Raw genomic sequence first — 21,322 nt, 5'->3', positions numbered from 1 at the left:
MTACCGATGTGATGGATAACGTTGCTTAGTCACCACAAAAGTATCACAAGTACAACGGGAGCCGAGCTCCCGTTTTTTTATGTATAAAGAATCTCACCACCTTTCAATAAACCTCTTATTCAGCGGCAAAACACCAAAGTTGCGTTACGTGTTTTAATTAGAAATAAAAACTTAATTATCAGTTACATATATCGTTGCTATCGTTCGCATTCCAATCAAAAACCAATCATATTGCATTGCTACTTCACTGCTTTGGTCTTGATAATCTCGCCATTCAAACCATTGCGTAGGTAGAGCACATTGAGTAAAAAGCCAGCGGCACGTATCTCCGATTTTCACGTCTGCCCTAAAAAGACGGGTAAAGTCCCCCATGTGGGGGGACCAATCGTTAACGGCTCTCCAAATGTGTTCATTGAGGGGCTTCCAGCTGCGCGCGAAGGCGATTCAATCGTATGTGTAGGCCCAGCAGATAGTATATCTGGCGGATCATCGTCAGTTTTTATTAACGGTAAACCCGCAGCAAGACTGGGCGATAGTTCATCTCATGGCGGGGTTATAATTAGCGGTGCAGGAACAGTGCTTATTGGAGATGCAGGGATTGTCGTCCAACCCTCTCCTGCGCCTAAAAGCTCCCCTATATCTGCTAAAGAAAGTACCGCAGAGAGCGCAAGCTCGAAGGCTACATCACAAAGCCATCAACCATTATTGCAATCCTCCCTATCTGATCAATTCCAACAGCATGAAGATATAACGGCTAAAACAGACGGCGAAAGCTTCATAACAGAAGCAGAGAAAGAAGAGTTCAGTTGGGTCAAGATCCGGTTGGAATATGATGATCTTTGGAATACCGCGATTCCGTTTTATAGCTCGGTCATTAGCACTGAAGCCAGCGATGGCTCTCAGAAACTTGTTCACGAAGTGGAGGCTTCGACAGAGCATTCAGATGGAACCACAAAACGCAACTCTGACCATTACGAAGTACAAGAAGCAAAACAATCTGAACAATTTGAACCCGGTGTCCACGTTATTGAAAACATTCCTCTCGAACAAACCAAGGTTCTTGTTGATGTGCTTGGGAAGAGTGGTTCTGCTAGTGAAATAAAACAGTTAACTGATGAGTTACACAAAGAACTCGATAGTATCTTTACATCGGTCTCAGACAGCATGAAACCATTCAATAAAGCATGGGCAGAACGAGGATGGCTAACTCTTGCCGACGGCGTTTACGATGGTGCTGTTGCATGGGGCTCTGATCAACTGGATTTATTTACACCAGAGCTTTGGGGAGAACTTGGCGATACCTTATCCGAAGGGCTGTCACGCGGTTGGGATTCACTAGGCGAATATGCATCAAGCATACAGAATAAAATTGACCACCGATTTATTCAGGCTAATACAAACATCATCAATGGAATCCGCGCAATAAAATATGATGAACATGGTAAGGCGATAGAGAGTAACTGGCTGGAGACACTACAAGCTGACTCGCATGTCTTCGCCATTGGCGTAACAGAAATGACCAAGCTTTATTCTGGCATTGCTTATGATGTTGTTGTTGAGCCACTAGTACCTGACTCGATAGAAATTTTCTTTGCTGAACATAGCCCACTCGATATTTACAACAAAGCCGTCAACTCCGCTGAAGAGTTAAGTGTTTACGTAAAATACAGAGAGGAGATATTTGCATTAATTGGCCACATCAGACAACGAAAAGTGAAGGAAATCCAACGATTTATAGAGTCAACACTAGTCGAAATTGATCCAGACTTAGCTCAAAAGTTACGTAACAGTTCAGATTTCCACTTGTTCATTGCGTTGTTAGAAGAAGATGACAGTGTCTTGCTTTACCTCGACTACATCATGCGTATTTTTGAAGAGATCCCACCTAATTTTTATACCTACTGTCTAGGAAAAGCAGGCATTTACATCGCTCTCGAAGTCTTGTTGGTATTGCTACTTGGTCTGATCTCGGTCGGGGCAGGAGCCGCCGTCAAAGCCGCAGCAACGTCTCAAAAAATAGCGAAATACTCAAATATGTTTGCCAAGGCAGTAAGCCACAACAAAGCGGTACAAAACATGCGAAGTGGACTTAACGCAGTTTTGAGCGCATTTGAGCAACTTCTTGCGCTGTTCGAAAAACTGAAAAAAATCGCGATTGCAAGATCCAAAGCATTATCAACGACATTCACGGGTTGGACCAATAGAACGGTGAAAAAGAGTGTTTCGACGCCAAAACGTGATGACAAACCACCAAGATGTCGCGTGTGCGGGAAAACAGGCCACGATACCAAGCCCGTCAGAGCCGGGAGATTAAATTATGCGTAATACTAAACCAAGCGGAACAAACTCACCCTCAACGTCGTTAGGCACCCCAAGCTCGGATGACTCAGAATCACCACAGACACTGGGCAACTTAGAAAAAATGGACTACCGACAACGGTGGATTGCCAATGTCAGGTCTCAGTACAACTGGAAACCGGCCAGCGAAGCAGAAGCCATGCAGCGCCCCGCGCATAAACGCTCGCAGATCGCGAATCACTGGTATGTGGATGGCGACCCTCACCCCTATTTTCTGGGCATTCATATGGAAACCCATCACTTAATCTCATCTAAAGGGGCGCATTTGGATGATTACGCCGCCCAACAACTAATAGCTGCCGGGTATGTCATCGATACCCTCGACAACTTAGTCGGCTTGCCCGCAACCTTGCCAGGAGCCTGCCATTTAGGCTTGCAAGCACACCGGGGCGAACACCCAGATAAACCCGTAGAAAGTAAGGCCTATCACACCACCGTAAAAAATGAACTTGAAAAGGTCAAAGAACTATTAAAACAATGTCCTCCAAACACAAAAGCAAGTGATAAAACACCTAATATCGACGATATCACAAACAAAATAAGCAAACGTTTATTGGACAAAATCGTTTCAAATAAAGTGGCTCTTACCAATATCCCCAACAATTTTTCTTCATACGTGGGATGCAGAGGCCAAACCAGCATTACAAAAGCTCGAGAAACCAGTGAGCGCTGCCCCGTTGGCTGTAACCATTTTGGCCAAACCGACCGAAAGTACAACTTTAAACGCCCTGAATTAAGCAAAGAACATGCGATTTGGAACAACCGAGTGATCACCTGGCCTAAAGGCGATAAATGGACATTAAAGCAAGGAATCTAATATGAGTGAATTTTCTGATTATTATGTGGTTTACCAACGTGTGGGCGAGCACGCCATGGTGTTAGTCGGGCATAAAAATGATACTCCACGAGCGTTAACGGCGAATGACTTCCAGGAAAACACCAATCGCTGGTTTTACTTTCTAAATGGCTTTAGGGATGAAGACACAAGTCAAGGGATTCACCATCAGCTATGTAACTTACATATGTCCGGCAGAAACATGATGGTGAAACGCGAGCTGTATCTGGCACTGCGCCATATCGATATCACCGGAGCGCAATGGCTAAAAGCCGTTATCATCAATGACGATGACACTTACCACGATGATTACCACTACCTGAATTTTTTCCGAAATCCTTTAGACCGAAATTATGCCTATTACGATTTCGTTGACTTTGAGCAGAGCGAGTACGAAAAAGATGTCTTTGCCGACTACCTGCCCCCGCTCTATACCTTCGAGAAAATCGTCTTATCACCAGAAAAACTCGCTGCCGTGCCCTTGGAAAAACGCTTAATTTGGGATGACTTGCAGTTTACGGATTGCCTCGTCGTACATAAATCCGTTAAAGAAATCATGGAAAAATACCAACCTCTTGATTGTCGCTTTACCCGAATTGAAGAGTATCAAGAAGATATGGGCACTCGCGCAGAATACGACGCCGATGGGAATCTAATATGAGTGAATATTCTGATTATTATGTGGTGTACCAGCGTGTGGGCGAGCACGCTATGGTTTTGACTGGTCATGAGAAAAATGCGGGAGCTGATCTTACGTTTAATCAGTTTCAAGAAAACACCAATCGCTGGTTTTACTTTGAAAATGGCTTTAGGGATGAAGACACAAGTCAAGGGATACACCATCAGTTGTGTAACTTACATATGTCCGGCAGGAAAATGATGGTAAAACGCGAACTGTATCTGGCACTGCGCCATATCGATATTATCGGAGCGCAATGGCTGAGAGCCGTTATCATCAATGACGATGACACTTACCACGATGACTATCACTACTTAAACTTCTACGAAAATCCGGTTGATGAGGATTACACATATTACGATTTCGTTGACTTTGAGCAGAGCGAGTACGAAAAAGATGTCTTTGCTGATTACCTGCCCCCACTCTACACCTTCAAAAAAGTCGTTTTATCACCAGAAAAGCTCGCTGCCGTGCCCTTGGAAAAACGCTTAATTTGGAACGACATACACACCACGAACTGCCTTGCTGTGCATAAATCCGTTAAAGAAATCATGGAGAAATATCAACCCCTTGATTGCCGCTTTACCCGAATTGAAGAGTATCAAGAAAATATGGGTACTCGCGCAGAATACGACGCCGATGGGAATCTGATATGTTAAAAAGCCATTGCTCAATAATATGCCCGTCGAAAAGACACACTGAATAGCAATGGCTTCAGTCAACCTTGGTCTTACAAAAATCAAATAACACTATTTGAAGTTGAGATCATTTACCTCATTGTTGAGCTCTTGCAGATCGTCAGCGTAATCTTTGGGGGGCGGTGTCCAACCCCGCTCGGAGCGAGAAAGATTGGTATGGCGATCCTTTTGCATTTCCAACATCATTTTCTCTTCAAGCTGCATAAACAGCTTTCTGTAGTTGTTATCAAAACGCTCACCTTCTGAATCGTCTAACCAAGCGCTGTACAAAGAATCTGACTTACGATTTTCAACGCGCTTGTATCTCATCTTTTGTTGCTCAACAAAAAACGGATGAACCCCCAATAATTTCATGGTTTGCCCGCCCACTTCTAATGCCGAATGATAAGTCTCTGACTCAATCACATCCGCCCCGGCTTGGCGCAGACGATAACCGTGTCCACGGTCAAATGCTCTGGCGATGACTTTCACACTAGGGTAAGCGTGCTTAACCTGCTTGACTAACTCTACACTGGCATCGCGATTATCAATAGCAACCACAATCGCCGCCGCTTCTTCAATTCCCGCGGTGTGCAGAATATCGGGGCGAGTCACATCACCAAAGTAAGCTTGAGTGCCAATCTGTCGCATCACATCTACCTGATTCGCTTGGTAATCAAGTGCAACGGTTTTAATTCCGTTAGACAACAATAAGCGATTGACTATTTGTCCAAAGCGCCCAATACCGGCGATGATCACTGTGCCTTTTTCATCAATGTCATCATCGGCTCTTTCATTAAACTTAGTGGCAAACTTCGGCAAAATAACTCGGTCAAAGAGGATAAACAGGCCCGGAGTGAGAAACATGGAGATCGCCACCACCAGCGAGAGTTGCTGGGAGAGAGACGTCGATATCACGTGATTTTGTACTGAGAAACTCAGCAACACAAAACCAAATTCACCCGCCTGCGCCAAGCTCAATGCAAACAACCAACGATCACTGCCTTTAATGCGGAAAATAAACGACAACGCCAGTAACACTAAGGCTTTAAGGAGCATCACCGCCAACGTCAAACCGATGATAGTGCCGAACTTGTTGAAGAGAATGGTAAAATCGATGCCCGCTCCGACCGTAATGAAAAACAGGCCCAAAAGCAGCCCTTTGAAAGGCTCAATGTTCGATTCAAGCTCATGACGAAACTCACTGTTTGCCAGCATGACGCCCGCCAAAAATGTGCCCAACGCAGGAGAAAGTCCAACTAAACTCATCAACGCCGCAATACCAATCACCAGCATCAAGGCCGCTGCGGTAAAAATTTCTCTTAAGCCAGAATCGGCCACGTAACGAAAAATCGGACGACTAAGGTAATGCCCACCGACGATCACCACGCCAATGGACAGTGTAATGACGATACCATAGGCCCAACCGGGTAAGCCGGCAACCAGGCTCAACTGTTCATGATGCTCCGAGGCCGATTGGATGGATTGCTGAGCTTGCTCGACCAATTCAGGCAGGGCGAGCAGTGGGATGAACGCCAGCATCGGAATGACCGCGATGTCTTGGAACAACAACACAGAAAACGCGTTTTTACCCCCTTCCGTCTTGCTTAATCGCTTCTCGTTAAAGGTTTGCAACACGATCGCCGTTGATGATAAGGCGAAAATCAATCCAATCGCTAAGGCCGTGGTCCACACTTGGCCGAAATAGACAGCAATCGCCACAATAATCCCAGCGGTACCCGCAACTTGTAAGCCGCCTAGTCCCAACAAGCGGTTACGCATTGCCCAAAGCATTTTAGGCTCAAGCTCTAAACCGACCAAAAACAACATCATCACCACACCAAATTCGGCGAAATGCTGAATGGTGGTGGTTTCTTCCCCGACCAAACCAACGATGGGGCCAATCACCACGCCAGCGATAAGGTATCCGAGTACAGAACCTAGGCCAAAGCGTTTTGCTAATGGCACGGCAATCACTGCGGCAATCAGGTAGATGAAGGCTTGTAAAAATATTTGAGTCATCAGGCTTCCTTGATGATTTGAGGTAGGGCATGAGTGATTTTGTTCAAATGATTGGCGGCATGGATATTGACTCGATCTTCCACTAAGGCTTGCAGCAAAGTCACGTAGCGCTCGACATGCTGATCAATACGATTTTCCTCTAACGCCGTACGTGCACCAAATATCGCAAACGGTGGTAGGTAGTGCATACTGGTTAGCGCGGCCATTTGCTCAATCGGTGCCAGCAATTGACGAATAGTAAAGTGGTTATACCCCTCCGCTTTGTATGCTTCTTCTTTACCTCCTGCAGAAACCACACAAAGCATCAGCTTGTCTTGTAAGGCCGTGCCATCAGTCCCGTAGGCAAAACCATACTCCAGCACCAAGTCTTGCCACTCTTTCAACAATGCAGGGGTGGAATACCAGTAAAGAGGAAACTGAAACACGATGACATCATGTTCCAGCAGTCGAGCTTGTTCTTTGTCGATGTTGATATCGAACTGAGGGTACTCGGCATACAGATCGACACACGTGACACCGTCAACGGCTTGCGCTGCGGCAAAGAGTGGCGCATTGACCTCTGAGCGATGTTGCGATGGGTGAGCATAAATCACCAAAACTTTGTTCTTCGACATGGGTTATTTGTCCATTTTTCGTCACCAACTCAAAAACTCTCTGAGTTGGCGGGTATTCCGAAGTTATCCACTTATTTCTTCGGCACTTCTAATTGCATCTCTGGAATGGCTTGGCGTTTTGCTCGCAACTTGCCCCAGACGAACCACACCACCAACCCGAGCAAAATGACCACGACGTTACCAATACCAATCATCATGATGGCTTGTTTACGATCGGCCTCTCTCTGCGCCAAAAGTCGTTGTTCTTCTTCAATGCGACGTTGTTCTGCAAGCGCTGCTTCTTTGGCTTTGCGCGCGGCTTCAATATCCACCTCTTTCACAACACTGAACGTTTGTTGTGAGATGGGGAACATCAATGGGCGTTGTGTTGCGGCGTCAGTGGCGAACACTTCACCCTTCCAACCATAAATGCCGATCATCTGGCTACTATCGAGCAGCATCGACACTTTTAAGCCCTCTTTGTCCGCCTGCCCTTGCACATAATTGACGAAATCATCCGGAGCACTTTGCTCAATGTGAACCGCCAAAGACCCAGGCTGTACCATGCCTTGCTCGCCAGAAACCACAATACTGTGTGGCTTGCCTTCATCACGTGATTGAATAAAGGTGGTCGAAACAGGGCTAGGATAGACCAGCACTTCCTGTTCTTTGGCTCGCAGGAAAACACCATTTCCTGAGGTGATACGCGCCCGATATTTGCCAGGGTCCACTTCGATAGGCAGCTGCACAGTAAATACACCATCACCCGCTCTTTCATCTAAACCCATGCCATCATCGCTAAAATCGCCAATAACAATGGGAACTGGACGCGCTTCTTTCACTAAATCTTGCTCGTTTTCAACAAACTTCGTGAAAGTCACTTTTAGATTGACGCGATCAAGGAAATCTCTCAGGACCAACGGCTTATCATCCGATGCGAGCCTTGCGGTGAACTTCATCACTTCGCCATGATACAAACGACTAGGGAAGAAATCCGTTGAAAGCGTCAGGTGAGAAATCAACCGAATGTTGTTTTTTGGGCTCACTTTTCCCACGGCTTGCCAAGGGCCCGGCATCGGGTTGTCAATAGAGATGATGTCCATCGCTGGCTCTTGATACCAGCGGACGTTGGGGTAGCTTTTGAAAGCGTAGTATTTTCGACCATCTGGTCGCACTAGCACCACGGGCTGAGAGGGATTTTCTCGATAAATCAAGAAAGTGATTTGATCGATGGTTGGATCCACTCGAAAGCGGTTATCCAGCAAGGACATGGTCGACTCTGTCGCAGCATGGCTTACACAACTAACCAATAACAATAATACGACTGACAATGTCCTCAACATAGATTCTCCTATTGACGCCAGAGGCAAGTTCCGCTTTTTTCTACAATATCCAATCTAGATTGGTGCGCTTCTAATTCATCGGCCGTTGCACGCAAAACCTTAAGAGATTTTCGCCCCGCCACTCGGCGAATGTCTTCACCACCGCCTTCTTGCGAGTTGGCGTTGAACTCCAAACTGGTTTGCCCACCGGTCATCAGCAGGTAAACATCCGCTAGAATCTCCGCATCGAGCAATGCCCCGTGGAGCGTTCGGTGTGAGTTATCAATGCCGTAGCGTTCACACAAAACGTCTAGATTGTTACGCTTGCCAGGGAAGATCTTCTTCGCCATCGCCAGCGTATCGGTCACCTTGCAGTAGTCATCGGTTTTACCGATAGCGGCGTCCAGTTTACCGAACTCATAATCCATAAAGCCCACGTCGAAGGGCGCGTTATGAGCCACCAGCTCTGCCCCTTTAATGAACTCTAGGAACTCTTGGTGAACTTGACGATACTCCGGTTTATCAACTAGAAACTGATCGGTAATACCGTGAACATCGATCGCATCGGGTTGAATTTCACGGTCTGGCTTAAGGTAAACATGGAAATGTCGCCCGGTCAGCTTGCGGTTGATGATCTCCACCGCCCCGATTTCGATGATTCTGTGCCCCATATAGTGTGGGCCACCTTCACGGTTCATACCCGTGGTTTCCGTATCGAGCACAACGATACGATCGTATTCAGAATTGTTACTGGTATTCATAATGATATGTGTGTCAGACTATGCAGAACGTATGCTTTAAACATGGCTTTCGCTAATAGTACCAAAACATGACAAAACAAGTTGAAATTTTCACTGACGGTTCTTGCCTCGGTAATCCTGGACCCGGTGGTTACGGTGTCGTCTTGCGTTACAAACAAGTCGAAAAAACCTTAGCACAAGGCTATAGACTCACCACCAACAACCGAATGGAAATGATGGCTACCATCGTTGCTCTTCAGGCCTTGAAAGAACCTTGCAATGTGATTCTCACAACCGATAGCCAATATGTTCGACAAGGTATTACTCAGTGGATCCACAATTGGAAAAAGCGCGGTTGGAAAACCGCCGATAAAAAACCGGTCAAAAACGCCGACCTTTGGCAAGCGCTTGATAAAGAAACCACTCGCCATACGATTGACTGGCGCTGGGTCAAAGGACACGCTGGCCATCGTGAAAACGAAATGTGTGACGAGTTGGCACGTACCGCGGCCGAAAACCCAACCCTAGACGACACTGGTTATCAGCCTGCCGAGTAAACTACTCTCTTCCTCTGCAAGCGCAGCTTTTGCGCTTGCTCAGTAAATCACGCTGTCGGTTCATTACCCCGAGCGGAGATAAACGACGCTTTAACTGCCAATGCGGTTTGATGGGCTTAAGGGGATATGTGCGTTTTCTTGCGACAATAAAATAGAGACTGCCCGCAGGAGATGCCCAATCGCCAAGGCTGTTTTCAAGCCAAGTCCACATGGTTCGGTATTTCTTCATCGGAAACAATGCATAACGATCGCAATGCACCACTTGATAATTCAACACTCCCAGCCAATCTTTGATCCGATTGGTGGTGAACATTCGTCCACTCCAAGGCAAGTTGTTTCTTCGCCAAGGCATTAAACTGGCCAGCCCGGTCAAGCTCACTGGATTAAACCCTGTAATCACCAGATAGCCATCGTCCATCATCACTCGATCCACTTCACGCAGTAATCGGTGGGGATCACTGGCGTAATCCAGCTGATGCGCCAAGATCACCGCATCAAAGCTTTTTTCGAGAAAGGGCAATTCGTAACCATCTGCGATGACATTGTGCAAAGGGTTCTGGATATCTAAGTTAACTTGGTGTTGAATGTTACATATTGCACTGGTTAACTCGCAGCTCAGCCCACCCAGTTTCAGCAAATGGTAACCAAACAGTTTCGGGCACCATTCGTCTAAACGGGTTTGAATCGATTCACGAACCCATTGTCCGTTGTTCATTTCTTCCCATGTGTAGGGATGCTGGATAACTTTACTGCTTAGTGCTGGCTTCATTAACCACCTGACTAGTTCGAACGAGCGGAGAATCCATCGTGTTAGAGATCAAAAGCATACCTGCATTCAACGACAATTACATCTGGTTGATTCAAAATAGCGATCAGCGTTGTGCTGTGGTCGACCCAGGCGACGCCAAGCCTGTCCTTCACTACATCGAGCAACATCAGTTAACTTTAGAAGCGATTCTTATCACCCACCACCACAATGATCACATTGGCGGTGTGGCCGATTTGGTGCGCGCTTTTCCTAACGTTAACGTTGTAGGGCCGAAAGCAGAACCGATTCCAACACTCACCCACCCAGTGGAGGATGGCGACCGACTCGAGTTATTCGATGAAACCTTCTTAGTATTAGGTTTAGGTGGCCATACCTTGGGTCATATTGGTTATGTTGGCGACGGCAAACTGTTTTGTGGCGATGTGCTCTTCTCTGCTGGCTGTGGTCGTATTTTTGAAGGTACCGCGCAACAAATGTTTGACTCACTCAACAAGCTTCTCGCCCTTCCAGAGGAAACGGAAGTGTTCTGCGCTCATGAATATACCGCCAGCAACGTTGCTTTCGCCTTAGCCGTGGAACCGGATAACGAGTTACTTCACCAATACCGTGATACCGTCAATCGACTGCGTGCGCAAAATTTGCCAACCATTCCAACCACATTAAGACAAGAAAAATGGATCAATCCATTTCTTCGATATCTGCAACCCAGTGTTATTCACTCGGTTTCTAGCAGAACGAAAAATAGCGATCCACTCTCGGTTTTTACAGCATTACGTGAGTGGAAGAACGAATTTTAACTTTTTGATGCTTGTCTCCTGGCCAAGGAGGCAAGTATTATCAGCAGCCCAAAGTTAAACAGGCTGGAACCATGCGTTTTAAGTTTAGTTGGGTGTTTGCACTATTATTGCTTTCTGGCTGTCAGAGCCTACAAACAGAGAGCAATACCAGTGCCACGCCTGAGACCAATGCCTCGCAAGCAAAATCGTCGCAGCAAACTGCGAAAAAAGTAAAATCAAGTGACAAAACGCTTAAAAATATTGCCCCTGAGCAACCTGTCGTCACACCTCAAACTCAGGAAGACGTGTGGCAACGCATCGCGATGCAGCTTTCCTTAGAGGTGCCTGACCACGAGAAGGTCGATTATTACCGAACCTGGTACCTCAAACACCCTAATCACCTTAAAACCGTCTCACAACGTGCGACCCCATTTCTCTATCTCATCACGGAGAAAATTGAAGCGCGCGATTTACCTCTTGAGCTAGCACTTTTACCTGTCGTTGAAAGCTCATTCGACCCATTTGCCTACTCTCATGGCAGTGCCGCTGGCTTATGGCAGTTTGTTCCGGGCACAGGGAAAATGTATGGTCTAGAGCAAAATTTTTGGTATGACGGTCGTCGAGACGTGGCCGCAGCAACCGATGCTGCGCTCGATTATCTCACCTACCTAAATAAGCGTTTTGACGGGAACTGGAATCATGCGATTGCCGCTTACAACAGTGGTGGGGGCCGTGTATCAAGTGCAATCCGTAAAAATAATAAACTCGGAGAGCCGACTGATTTCTTTTCACTTGATTTACCAAAAGAAACCAGTGGCTATGTACCAAAACTGCTCGCACTGGCGGATATTATTGCCAATCAAGAAAAGTACGGTATCGATATTCCGGCCATTCCTAACCAGCCAGTTCTTACCTTAGTAGACCCTAAAGAGCAGCTTGATTTGGCTATCGCTGCACAATATGCAGGATTACCAGTGAAAGAGCTGCAAAGCTACAACCCGGCATACAATCAGTGGTCAACTGCGCCAGAAGGTCCATTCCAGTTGCTGATTCCTGTCGATAAAGCAGAGGAGTTCCTTGCTAAGGTAGAAGAAAATCGCGGCAAAGGTATGAAGATGGTGCGCTACAAAGTGCGCTCTGGCGACACCCTCAGCGTCTTAGCGGAAAAACATAACACCACCAGTGAGGTTATCCGTACCGCCAATAGCTTGAACGGCAACAACATTCGTGTCGGTCAGTACCTACTGATCCCTACATCGCAAAAAGACGCCAGCGCTTACACCTTGTCGGCAGCAAACCGCTTGGCTAAGACCCAAGCCACTGCTCGCGGTAAATATAAGCTGACACACACCGTTAAATCCGGCGAAAGCTTATGGAGCATTGCGAAAGCCAATAAAGTGGATCATCAAGCATTAGCGAAATGGAATGGCATGGGGCCACGTGACACATTGCGCATTGGGCAAGATCTGGTGATTTGGAAAGAGAGCTCTGAAGGCGCCATTATCCGCACCGTTTTCTACAAAGTACGTTCAGGCGACACCATCAGTGGCATCGCGACCAAGTTTAAAGTCAAAAGCAACGACATTGTGAAGTGGAACGCGCTACAAAATCAAAAGTACCTGAAACCAGGTCAACAATTAAAACTCTACGTGGATGTAACTAAGGTAAGTGTATGACCCCTTCCAGTAACCCGTTTGTCATGATGCTTGACATATTTCGCTCTCCAACCTCATGTTTTCTCGCGCTTTATCAGCGTGGCGCTTGGGGCTGGCAGCCCTACATTATTCTCATGTTGACCCCATTCCTGTTTTGGGGAGCGTATTTTTCTAATGTGGATTTTCAGTGGTTAAGTCAAATTTTAACCCCTCAATTTCAACAAATTAATCCAGAACAATTAAAATTCTTGGACGATCCAAACACCTTGATGGCGAGTGAGATCATTAGCGATGTGTTCGGACGAACCTTGACGATTTTGATGTTGGCGTTTTGGTTCACTCTTGCAACCAAGCCCAGCCAGCATAAACACGGGTTTTGGAAATGGTTTGCCGCTGCCGCAGTGATCACCTTCCCTGCGGTATTAGGCGACTTCGCTAGCTATGCGAGTTTGATATTGAAGCATGGTCAAGTGGTGATTTACGCCGCCGATCTCAATAGTATCAATGGATTGATCAAGCTGCCGTTGACAAACGAATGGTCTCAGTTCGCCAGTTCAATGCCTTTGCTACTTCCTTGGTACATTGTGCTGGGTTATGCAGCCGTGCTGACATGGACAGAGTTTGAACGTGGACAAGCCTTGGTGATCGCCGCCCTTCCTTGGGTGGGGTACTATCTGATTTGGGCTATTTATCTGTTGGTAATGTAAAGCTGACCAACAGCGGATTATGATCAGAGGCGTCCGTTTGAGGCGCCTCTGCTTTTTGTAGCACCAAGCCTTTGTAGAACACATGATCAAGCGGCAGCCCTGTGATAAAACGAGTGCGTTGATCAGGTGAGAAAGTCACTTCCGTCAGCCCCGCGTTTTCCAATCGTTCTGTTACCGCTTGCAAACGTTTTTCGCTCCAAGTATTAAAATCGCCCGCGACAATTGCAGGCCCTGGATGCTCTTTTAACGCCGCAATCAGGTCATTGACTTGTTGCTGATATTCTTGCACACCCCAAGTGAAATTGACGGCATGCAGGTTAACCACGATCAACATTTGGCCATCGGAGAGCGGGTACTCAGAATACAATCCCGATTTAGGCAACCGAATCCACGGCTCCAATTGGGTGTAACCACACGCTAAGCGAGGCTTACGCCAGCCTAATGTCAATACACCAGCGGCTTTATCAAACGCTTTAAACGCGTTCACTTGCTCGCCGCTCCAACCACCAGAGGCTATCCAGCGTTTTAACCCATCTTCTAAGCTGGCTTCTTGCAACAAAATTAATTGTGCTCCGGCACTCATTTGTGTCAGCACAGTCTGCCAATTAGCGCGATTCTGTTTGTAAATATTCCATACCAGCAGGTTCAGACGTCCCTCTTGATCAATGCTGGCACGCGTTGAACTTTCATAACAATGTAGTTGCTGGTTAAACGAACCGTCGCTGATAGTGGTCATTTCAGGTTGTTCAGGGATGTGGAAAACCGTGTGGAACGCAAATATCCCCCCCAACACCAACGCCAATGGCAGCCCCACCCAAATGCGTTTTCTCATTCTCTTAACCCCTAAATGTCAGCGCTAAAAAAAGGAGCCTTAGGCTCCCTTTTTTCGTGATTAAATCGCGTCTTCGTCTTCTTCACCGGTACGGATACGTACCACGCGTTCGACGTTTGTGACGAAAATCTTACCATCACCAATTTTGCCCGTTTGTGCAGTTTCGATAATGGTCTCTACGCATTTATCCGCCACATCTTCTGTTACGACGATTTCCAATTTCACTTTTGGCAGAAAGTCGACCATGTATTCCGCACCACGGTAAAGCTCAGTGTGGCCTTTTTGACGACCAAACCCTTTCACCTCGGAAACGGTCATTCCCGTAATACCGACTTCAGCTAGCGCTTCACGAACATCATCGAGCTTAAAAGGCTTGATAATTGCTTCAATTTTTTTCATGTTCATCCCTTAAACTTCAATTTGTTAACCTATTATCGGTGAGCCATCGACAACATTCAATCACAAACCGCCCTATTCTCCCTGTATAAGACGAAAAAGCCAGAGCAACGGCTCTGGCTTTCGTCAAATCGATTTAATTATTTCAGGCTCGCATAATAAGCGGCCAAATTAGCAATATCTGCATCATTTAACATTGCCGCTTGCGCTTGCATCACGACCGCTAATCCGCCGTTACGCTCTTTGTTTTTGTACGCTTTGATAGCAGAGACAAGATACTGCTCATTTTGACCTTTGAGATTTGGGTAACCCGGGATCGTAGCCATGCCATTCGCACCATGACAAGCGGCACACACTGCAGCTTTTGCTTGCCCTGCAGCGACATCACCTGCAGCTAGAGCACTCCCACTCATCAGGCCCAATCCTAGAGCCAAACCCATAGCGACTTTCTTCATTGCTTTTCCTTTTTTATATCCATGATGGTTATTATATCCATACGATTTTTACATGAATTTGGATTACTTGCGCCAAAACAGCTCACAATCTTGACCAATAAACTGGCGATCTACAAACAGTCCCGCCACCGCCACGACTTGTTGGTGATACATCAAAATTGGCGTGCGACGGCGCAACCAGCTTGGTACTTGGTATTCTTGAAACAGTTTTTTCAACTTCCGACTGTGGCCTCGCTCCGCTGGATGTGCACTTAGCCCCTCTGGATTAAAGCTTATCCACAACGCCTCGCTTTGCTCTGGAAGCGCGATTTGACCGAAACCACGACTTAGCGTTAACTCAATCGTCCCTAAACCATCAGGCAACGCAAGCGGTGTATTAAGCGTGATCGGCGCATGCCAAGCGGAGAGATCCTGGTTGTCTGCAACCAAATAAAGACGCTGATTGAAACGGCGCACTTGCCCTTGGCTCAGTTGCAGTATTGGATTGGCATCTGCTTGAGAAAGCGCAACTTGCTGCCAAATGAGCGACAACTGATGGCGCGTTGGCATAGGATGCCCAAGCTTTGCCAGCCACATTCTGAGCAACTTGAAACGAGCCAGCTCACTTTGCTGTGACAACAACCCGATAGCTAAGCTTTGGTCTTCACCAAACAGTTGCTCAAATACCGGTAACAGCAGCTCATCCAATAACGCTTCTTGCTCCGCACAGAGCGTGGCACTGCGTTGAACAGACGCCGCAAAGCTTGGCCATCGTTCAGACAGCGCGGGAAGGATTTGCTGGCGAAGAAAATTACGGTCATAACGCGTGTCTCGATTGCTCTCATCTTCCACCCAATGTAAACCAATGGCGTGCGCACATCGTTCAATCTCTTGGCGTCGAACATCGAGCAGCGGACGAATCAACCGTCCTTGAGAAAAAGGCATGTGTTGAGCCATGGATGACAGCCCCTTGGGACCACTGCCTCGTTTTAGCGCCAGCAGAAAGGTTTCTACCTGATCATCCGCGTGCTGACCGGTGAGAAGAAGATCATCGGCGTTAATATGCGAAGATAAAGCTTGGTATCGTGCGTTGCGCGCTTCTTCCTCAATGCTATTCCCTTGGCTCAAATCCAATTGAACTCGCTCCACCGTCAGTGGAATCTGTTTTTCTTGGCACCAGGCTGCGCAGCATTGAGCCCATTGATCGGCATTGCGGCTCAAACCATGGTGCACATGAACTGCACAGCACGGCAAAACATGCTCTTGAGCATAACGATGGGCCATCTCGAGCAGCACCCTAGAATCCACCCCTCCACTAAAGGCAACCACTAAGCGAGTGTTCGCTTTGCGGTGTCGTTCCAGTACTTGAGAGAAGTGAGAATAGAGAGCGTCCATAGTGACTCCAAATTTAAAAAGGGGCTGAACACGCGGTTCAGCCCCTTATTGTATACGATGCGTCTTATAACCTAAAACAACGGTTTAGCAGTATCCGTAGTTCATTAGGCGCTGGTAACGACGCTCAAGCAACACGTCTTGAGGGAACTGTTCCAGCTCCGCTAATTGACGTAGTAGCGTTGCTTTCATATTCGCTGCCATTTGTACATGGTTGCGATGCGCGCCACCAAGTGGTTCTTCGATGATTTCATCAATCAGTTCAAGCTCTTTTAGGCGAGATGCCACAAGGCCCATCGCTTCTGCAGCCTGTGGGGCTTTGTCAGAATCACGCCACAAAATAGAAGCACAACCTTCTGGTGAAATAACAGAGTAAGTTGAGTATTGAAGCATGTTTACGTAGTCGCCCACGCCAATAGCTAACGCGCCACCAGAACCACCTTCACCAACCACGTTACAAATCACTGGCACGGTTAAACCGGCCATTTCTTTTAGGTTGGTTGCGATCGCTTCTGACTGACCACGCTCTTCCGCACCGACGCCAGGGTATGCGCCTGCGGTGTCAATAAAAGTGATGATTGGCATTTGGAAACGCTCTGCCATTTTCATTAGACGCAGTGCTTTACGGTAGCCTTCTGGCTTTGGCATACCAAAGTTACGCTTCACTTTTTCACGAGTCTCACGACCTTTTTGGTGGCCAATGATCATCACAGGGCGACCTTCTAAGCGGGCAATACCTGCAACGATCGCTTTGTCATCGGCATAAGCACGGTCACCAGCAAGCTCATCAAACTCTTCAAATACGTGTTTGACATAGTCGAGCGTATAAGGGCGTTGAGGATGGCGAGCTAACTGCGCCGTTTCCCATGCACCAAGATCACTGAAAATTTTCTTCTTCAGTTCGAGGCTCTTCTTTTCAAGCTGTTCAATCTCTTTGTCAAGGTCAATAGCTGAATCTCCGCCATGACGAGAGACGTCGCGTAGGGCTTCAATTTTTGCTTCTAGTTCAGCAATCGGCTTTTCAAATTCTAGAAAATTCAGGCTCATCTATGAATCCTTGTTGATTCGGCTCGGTTAGCCAAATTTAGTTAAATTCGAGTTCTACCTGGTCTTTACCAAGCAACATTTTTAATTCATCAAGTAATGTATCACTAGGCGTTACTCGCCATTCCGTGCCCAATGTTAACCGCGCTCTGGCGTCGGCACGCTGGTAGTATACATTGACAGGAATCGTTCCGGCTTTATGCGGTTCTAAGATCCGGCTAAAGCGCTCAAAAAACTGGTCATCAATCTGTGATGCGGCAATCGAAACTGACACTCCTCTGGCGTATTTTTCACGCGCAGAACCGAGGTCCATCACTTCGCGAGCCGTCATTTTAAGGCCACCATTGAAGTCATCAAAGCTGACCTGTCCGGAAACCACCAAGATTTTATCTTTTTCCAGCAGATCTGCATACCGTTCTAACGCATCTGAGAACAACATCACTTCCATACGACCGCTGCGATCATCCAATGTCATGATACCGATACGCGTACCACGCTTGGTGGTCATCACACGGGCGGCGATCACTAAGCCAGCCAGTGTCAGTGATTGATCACGACGCGTTGGGGTGGCGTCTTTTAATCGACAACTGGTGTACTTATTGAGTTCCGTGAGATACGCATTAACTGGGTGCCCTGTCAAATAAAGGCCCAGCGTTTCACGCTCCCCTTCAAGCCACACTTTTTCTGGCCAAGGTTCCACTTGAATGTATTTGTGTTCCACCTCTTCAGGCGCATCGGTCAATACACCAAACATATCGGCTTGACCAAATGCTTCCGCTTGATGGTGTTGGCTCGCCGCTTTCACCGCATCATCCAATGACGCCATTAAAGCAGCACGATGCGGGCCGAGTCGGTCCAACGCGCCTGCGTAAATCAGTTTCTCAATCACGCGTTTGTTGACTTTCTTCAAGTCAATGCGCGCACAGAAGTCAAACAAGTCTTTGAAGTGCCCACCTTTGGTACGCGCTTCGAGAATCGCATCAATCGGGCCTTCACCAACCCCTTTGATCGCGCCAATACCGTAAACAATCGCGCCATTTTCGTCCACGTTGAAACGATATAGGCCTGAGTTAATATCCGGTGGTAATACCGTGAGTTTCATGCGGAAACATTCGTCCACCAAGCCAACCACTTTCTCGGTGTTATCCATATCGGCGGTCATTACCGCGGCCATGAACTCGGCTGGATAATGCGTTTTGAGCCAAAGGGTCTGGTATGACACCAAGGCGTAGGCAGCAGAGTGCGATTTGTTGAAACCGTAGCCCGCAAATTTCTCTACCAAGTCGAAGATTTTCATCGCCAACTCGCCATCAACGCCATTTTTCACCGCACCTTCTTCAAAGGTAGCGCGCTGTTTGGCCATCTCTTCTGGCTTTTTCTTACCCATAGCACGGCGCAGCATGTCTGCACCACCAAGGGTATAACCAGAGAGTACCTGAGCGATTTGCATAACCTGTTCTTGATACAGGATGATGCCGTAGGTTGGGTCAAGAATCTCTTTTAACGACTCATGTTGCCACTTTTCATCCGGATAAGAGATGGCTTCTCGGCCATGTTTACGGTCGATAAAGTTATCTACCATGCCCGATTGCAACGGCCCCGGACGGAACAGCGCCACCAGTGCGATAATGTCTTCGAAACAGTCTGGCTGAAGGCGTTTGATCAGCTCTTTCATGCCGCGCGATTCAAGCTGGAATACCGCTGTCGTTTCCGAGTTTTGCAATATACGGAACGAGGTAGGATCATCAAGCGGAATGGACTCAATACGTACTGGCGCTTTGCCTTCACGCTCTAAGCGCGGGTTAATCAAACCTAACGCCCAGTCGATAATGGTTAGCGTGCGCAGTCCCAAGAAGTCAAACTTAACCAAACCAGCGGTTTCAACGTCGTTTTTGTCAAACTGAGTAACGGGGAAGTTACCTTCTGCATCGGCGTAAATCGGCGCAAAATCGGTGATCGTGGTTGGGGAGATCACCACCCCACCCGCGTGCTTACCGGCATTTCGTGTACAGCCTTCCAAAATGCGGCACATGTCGATGAGCTCTTTCACTTCCTCATCAGCTTCATACAACTCAGGTAATGCCGGTTCCGCCTTAAAGGCTTTTTCCAGCGTCATACCCGGATCGGGCGGCACTAATTTTGAAATGCGATCAACAAAACCAAACGGGTGGCCAAGTACTCGGCCCACATCGCGAATAACGGCTTTGGCCGCCATGGTACCGAAGGTGATGATCTGTGATACCGCATCTCGGCCATACATTTCGGCCACGTGGTCAATCACTTGGTCACGTTTGTCCATACAGAAGTCGACGTCGAAATCGGGCATGGATACACGTTCTGGGTTCAAGAAACGTTCGAACAGCAGATCATATTCCAACGGATCAAGGTCGGTGATTTTCAATGCGTATGCCACCAGTGAACCCGCACCAGAACCACGACCAGGGCCAACAGGAATACCGTTGTCTTTCGACCACTGGATAAACTCCATTACGATCAGGAAGTAACCTGGGAAGCCCATTTGGTTAATCACATCGAGTTCGACTTGCAAACGTTCGTCATACTCAGGACGACGTTGTGCACGAATTTCAGGATCAGGGAAAAGAAACTCGAGACGCTCTTCCAAGCCCTCTCTGGATTTCATCACCAAGAACTCGGTTTCTGCCATCCCTTCGGTTGGAAACGCAGGAAGGAAATATTCCCAAAGACGCACAGTAACGTTGCAGCGCTTGGCGATCTCAACACTGTTTTCAAGCGCTTCAGGAATATCGGCAAACAGCTCGCACATCTCTTCTTCGGTGCGTAAATATTGCTGAGGGCTGTAATTTTTAGGGCGACGTGGATCTTCTAACGTATAGCCATCATGAATCGCAACGCGAATTTCGTGAGCGTCAAACAGCTCTTGTCCAATAAAGACCACTTCGTTAGTGGCCACCACAGGGAGATCGTATTGCTCGGCCAGTTCAATGGCAAAATGCAGGTAAGTCTCTTCATCTGAACGGCCCGTGCGGATCAGCTCCAGATAGAACCGGTCGGCAAAGTGTTGCTGGTAAAACGCCACACAGCTTTCGACCAATTTTTGATTGCCTTTCAGCAGTGCTTTACCGATTTCACCGTTACGTGCACCTGAAAGGAGGATTAACCCTTCAGATAGCTCAATTAACCACTCTTTATCGATGACAGGTTGATGTTGAACATGACCTCGCAAGTAGGCTTTGGAAATCAGCAGGGTCAGGTTTTTGTAGCCAGTATTATCTGCCGCCAACACGGTTAGCTGAGTGAGTTCGTCACCAAATTCGGGCGATTGCATTTTGAAATCAGCACCAATGATAGGCTTAATGCCGTTACCATGGGCTGCGCCATAAAATTTCACCAAGCCACATAGGTTGGTAAAGTCTGTCAGCGCCATTGCAGGCATACCGAGCGCCGCCACCTGTTTGACCAGAGCCGGAACTTTGTTGATGCCATCCACCATTGAAAAATCACTGTGTATTCGCAGGTGAACAAATTTTGGGTCAGACATGACGTGATACCGTT

Annotated in this window: 18 protein-coding genes and 1 pseudogene; 8 read left to right on the top strand and 11 right to left on the bottom strand. The window is 47.4% G+C overall.

Annotation, left to right across the window (positions count from 1 at the left end; translation table 11 throughout):
* Positions 1–300 precede the first annotated feature (300 nt).
* The 4 genes and pseudogenes from CIK04_RS35600 to CIK04_RS18295 all read left to right on the top strand — a co-directional run.
* Positions 301–588: pseudogene (locus tag CIK04_RS35600) on the top strand (PAAR domain-containing protein); the annotation flags it as partial.
* 1,729 nt (positions 589–2,317) lie between these two features.
* Positions 2,318–3,175, top strand: coding sequence for an AHH domain-containing protein (locus CIK04_RS18305; protein WP_097352155.1), 858 nt, complete (start codon positions 2,318–2,320; stop codon positions 3,173–3,175).
* 1 nt (position 3,176) lies between these two features.
* A complete protein-coding gene (locus CIK04_RS18300; protein ID WP_097352154.1) occupies positions 3,177–3,854 on the top strand; it encodes a hypothetical protein in 678 nt (225 codons plus the stop codon).
* Positions 3,851–4,531: a hypothetical protein gene (locus CIK04_RS18295; RefSeq protein WP_128824638.1), complete on the top strand. Its 681-nt coding sequence runs from the start codon at positions 3,851–3,853 to the stop codon at positions 4,529–4,531. Before CIK04_RS18300 ends, CIK04_RS18295 begins: the two co-directional genes overlap by 4 nt.
* A 90-nt stretch (positions 4,532–4,621) precedes the next feature.
* Here the strand turns inward: CIK04_RS18295 and CIK04_RS18290 are convergent, their stop codons facing one another.
* The 4 genes from CIK04_RS18290 to dnaQ form a co-directional block, all read right to left on the bottom strand.
* Complete coding sequence (locus CIK04_RS18290) at positions 4,622–6,571, bottom strand: monovalent cation:proton antiporter-2 (CPA2) family protein (RefSeq protein WP_039554405.1); 1,950 nt, start codon at positions 6,569–6,571, stop codon at positions 4,622–4,624.
* A complete protein-coding gene (locus CIK04_RS18285) occupies positions 6,571–7,185 on the bottom strand; it encodes an NAD(P)H-dependent oxidoreductase (RefSeq protein ID WP_038941285.1) in 615 nt (204 codons plus the stop codon). The genes CIK04_RS18290 and CIK04_RS18285 overlap by 1 nt, the downstream gene beginning before the upstream one ends.
* Before the next feature lie 71 nt (positions 7,186–7,256).
* Complete coding sequence (locus tag CIK04_RS18280; protein ID WP_170937793.1) at positions 7,257–8,507, bottom strand: TIGR03503 family protein; 1,251 nt, start codon at positions 8,505–8,507, stop codon at positions 7,257–7,259.
* An 8-nt stretch (positions 8,508–8,515) separates the two neighbouring features.
* Positions 8,516–9,247, bottom strand: a complete 732-nt coding sequence (dnaQ, locus tag CIK04_RS18275; protein WP_011079788.1) for a DNA polymerase III subunit epsilon — start codon at positions 9,245–9,247, stop codon at positions 8,516–8,518.
* Positions 9,248–9,315: 68 nt separating this feature from the next.
* On the opposite strand from dnaQ, the gene rnhA reads away from it, so the two are divergent.
* Entirely contained in the window at positions 9,316–9,783 is a 468-nt protein-coding gene (gene rnhA, locus CIK04_RS18270) for a ribonuclease HI (RefSeq protein WP_017419553.1), read from the top strand.
* Between the two features lies 1 nt (position 9,784).
* On the opposite strand, the gene CIK04_RS18265 is transcribed toward rnhA, so the two are convergent.
* Complete coding sequence (locus CIK04_RS18265) at positions 9,785–10,552, bottom strand: class I SAM-dependent methyltransferase (protein ID WP_011150951.1); 768 nt, start codon at positions 10,550–10,552, stop codon at positions 9,785–9,787.
* A gap of 38 nt (positions 10,553–10,590) precedes the next feature.
* Between CIK04_RS18265 and gloB the strand changes: the two genes are divergently transcribed.
* The 3 genes from gloB to CIK04_RS18250 all read left to right on the top strand — a co-directional run bounded on the left by gloB (position 10,591) and on the right by CIK04_RS18250 (position 13,690).
* Positions 10,591–11,349, top strand: coding sequence for a hydroxyacylglutathione hydrolase (gene gloB, locus CIK04_RS18260; protein ID WP_011079785.1), 759 nt, complete (start codon positions 10,591–10,593; stop codon positions 11,347–11,349).
* Positions 11,350–11,420: 71 nt separating this feature from the next.
* Positions 11,421–13,004, top strand: a complete 1,584-nt coding sequence (locus CIK04_RS18255; RefSeq protein WP_039446979.1) for a LysM peptidoglycan-binding domain-containing protein — start codon at positions 11,421–11,423, stop codon at positions 13,002–13,004.
* Entirely contained in the window at positions 13,001–13,690 is a 690-nt protein-coding gene (locus tag CIK04_RS18250; RefSeq protein ID WP_097352153.1) for a YIP1 family protein, read from the top strand. The genes CIK04_RS18255 and CIK04_RS18250 overlap by 4 nt, the downstream gene beginning before the upstream one ends.
* Here the strand turns inward: CIK04_RS18250 and CIK04_RS18245 are convergent.
* The 6 genes from CIK04_RS18245 to dnaE all read right to left on the bottom strand — a co-directional run bounded on the left by CIK04_RS18245 (position 13,668) and on the right by dnaE (position 21,308).
* The gene (locus CIK04_RS18245) at positions 13,668–14,522 is read right to left on the bottom strand and encodes an endonuclease/exonuclease/phosphatase family protein (RefSeq protein ID WP_038941293.1); all 855 of its coding nucleotides are present in this window, start codon (positions 14,520–14,522) and stop codon (positions 13,668–13,670) included. The two genes, CIK04_RS18250 and CIK04_RS18245, sit on opposite strands and share 23 nt — an antisense overlap.
* 60 nt (positions 14,523–14,582) lie before the next feature.
* Entirely contained in the window at positions 14,583–14,921 is a 339-nt protein-coding gene (glnB, locus tag CIK04_RS18240; protein WP_013571272.1) for a nitrogen regulatory protein P-II, read from the bottom strand.
* A 137-nt stretch (positions 14,922–15,058) separates the two neighbouring features.
* On the bottom strand, positions 15,059–15,373 hold the full coding sequence (locus CIK04_RS18235; RefSeq protein WP_017790044.1) for a cytochrome c: 315 nt from the start codon (positions 15,371–15,373) through the stop codon (positions 15,059–15,061).
* 63 nt (positions 15,374–15,436) lie between these two features.
* Positions 15,437–16,747 (bottom strand): tRNA lysidine(34) synthetase TilS, encoded by a 1,311-nt coding sequence (gene tilS / locus CIK04_RS18230; protein WP_097352152.1) that lies wholly within the window; start codon positions 16,745–16,747, stop codon positions 15,437–15,439.
* Between the two features lie 84 nt (positions 16,748–16,831).
* Positions 16,832–17,791: an acetyl-CoA carboxylase carboxyl transferase subunit alpha gene (gene accA, locus CIK04_RS18225; RefSeq protein ID WP_011079778.1), complete on the bottom strand. Its 960-nt coding sequence runs from the start codon at positions 17,789–17,791 to the stop codon at positions 16,832–16,834.
* A 37-nt stretch (positions 17,792–17,828) separates the two neighbouring features.
* Positions 17,829–21,308 carry a DNA polymerase III subunit alpha gene (gene dnaE / locus CIK04_RS18220; RefSeq protein WP_038941295.1) on the bottom strand — a complete coding sequence of 1,160 codons (3,480 nt, stop codon included), beginning with the start codon at positions 21,306–21,308 and terminating at the stop codon, positions 17,829–17,831.
* Positions 21,309–21,322: the final 14 nt, after the last annotated feature.

It is taken from the genome of Vibrio sp. 03_296, assembly GCF_002265885.1.
Note: the sequence above shows the minus strand (reverse complement) of the source record. Positions and strands in the feature narration are given on the sequence as shown.

Excerpts from the sequence above, each read along its gene's own strand:
- CIK04_RS18305 (WP_097352155.1), top strand. The coding sequence starts at position 2,318 with ATGCGTAATACTAAACCAAGCGGAACAAACTCACCCTCAACGTCGTTA.
- CIK04_RS18300 (WP_097352154.1), top strand. The coding sequence starts at position 3,177 with ATGAGTGAATTTTCTGATTATTATGTGGTTTACCAACGTGTGGGCGAG.
- CIK04_RS18295 (WP_128824638.1), top strand. The coding sequence starts at position 3,851 with ATGAGTGAATATTCTGATTATTATGTGGTGTACCAGCGTGTGGGCGAG.
- CIK04_RS18290 (WP_039554405.1), bottom strand. The coding sequence starts at position 6,571 with ATGACTCAAATATTTTTACAAGCCTTCATCTACCTGATTGCCGCAGTG.
- CIK04_RS18285 (WP_038941285.1), bottom strand. The coding sequence starts at position 7,185 with ATGTCGAAGAACAAAGTTTTGGTGATTTATGCTCACCCATCGCAACAT.
- CIK04_RS18280 (WP_170937793.1), bottom strand. The coding sequence starts at position 8,507 with ATGTTGAGGACATTGTCAGTCGTATTATTGTTATTGGTTAGTTGTGTA.
- dnaQ (WP_011079788.1), bottom strand. The coding sequence starts at position 9,247 with ATGAATACCAGTAACAATTCTGAATACGATCGTATCGTTGTGCTCGAT.
- rnhA (WP_017419553.1), top strand. The coding sequence starts at position 9,316 with ATGACAAAACAAGTTGAAATTTTCACTGACGGTTCTTGCCTCGGTAAT.
- CIK04_RS18265 (WP_011150951.1), bottom strand. The coding sequence starts at position 10,552 with ATGAAGCCAGCACTAAGCAGTAAAGTTATCCAGCATCCCTACACATGG.
- CIK04_RS18255 (WP_039446979.1), top strand. The coding sequence starts at position 11,421 with ATGCGTTTTAAGTTTAGTTGGGTGTTTGCACTATTATTGCTTTCTGGC.
- CIK04_RS18250 (WP_097352153.1), top strand. The coding sequence starts at position 13,001 with ATGACCCCTTCCAGTAACCCGTTTGTCATGATGCTTGACATATTTCGC.
- CIK04_RS18245 (WP_038941293.1), bottom strand. The coding sequence starts at position 14,522 with ATGAGAAAACGCATTTGGGTGGGGCTGCCATTGGCGTTGGTGTTGGGG.
- glnB (WP_013571272.1), bottom strand. The coding sequence starts at position 14,921 with ATGAAAAAAATTGAAGCAATTATCAAGCCTTTTAAGCTCGATGATGTT.
- CIK04_RS18235 (WP_017790044.1), bottom strand. The coding sequence starts at position 15,373 with ATGAAGAAAGTCGCTATGGGTTTGGCTCTAGGATTGGGCCTGATGAGT.
- tilS (WP_097352152.1), bottom strand. The coding sequence starts at position 16,747 with ATGGACGCTCTCTATTCTCACTTCTCTCAAGTACTGGAACGACACCGC.
- accA (WP_011079778.1), bottom strand. The coding sequence starts at position 17,791 with ATGAGCCTGAATTTTCTAGAATTTGAAAAGCCGATTGCTGAACTAGAA.
- dnaE (WP_038941295.1), bottom strand. The coding sequence starts at position 21,308 with ATGTCTGACCCAAAATTTGTTCACCTGCGAATACACAGTGATTTTTCA.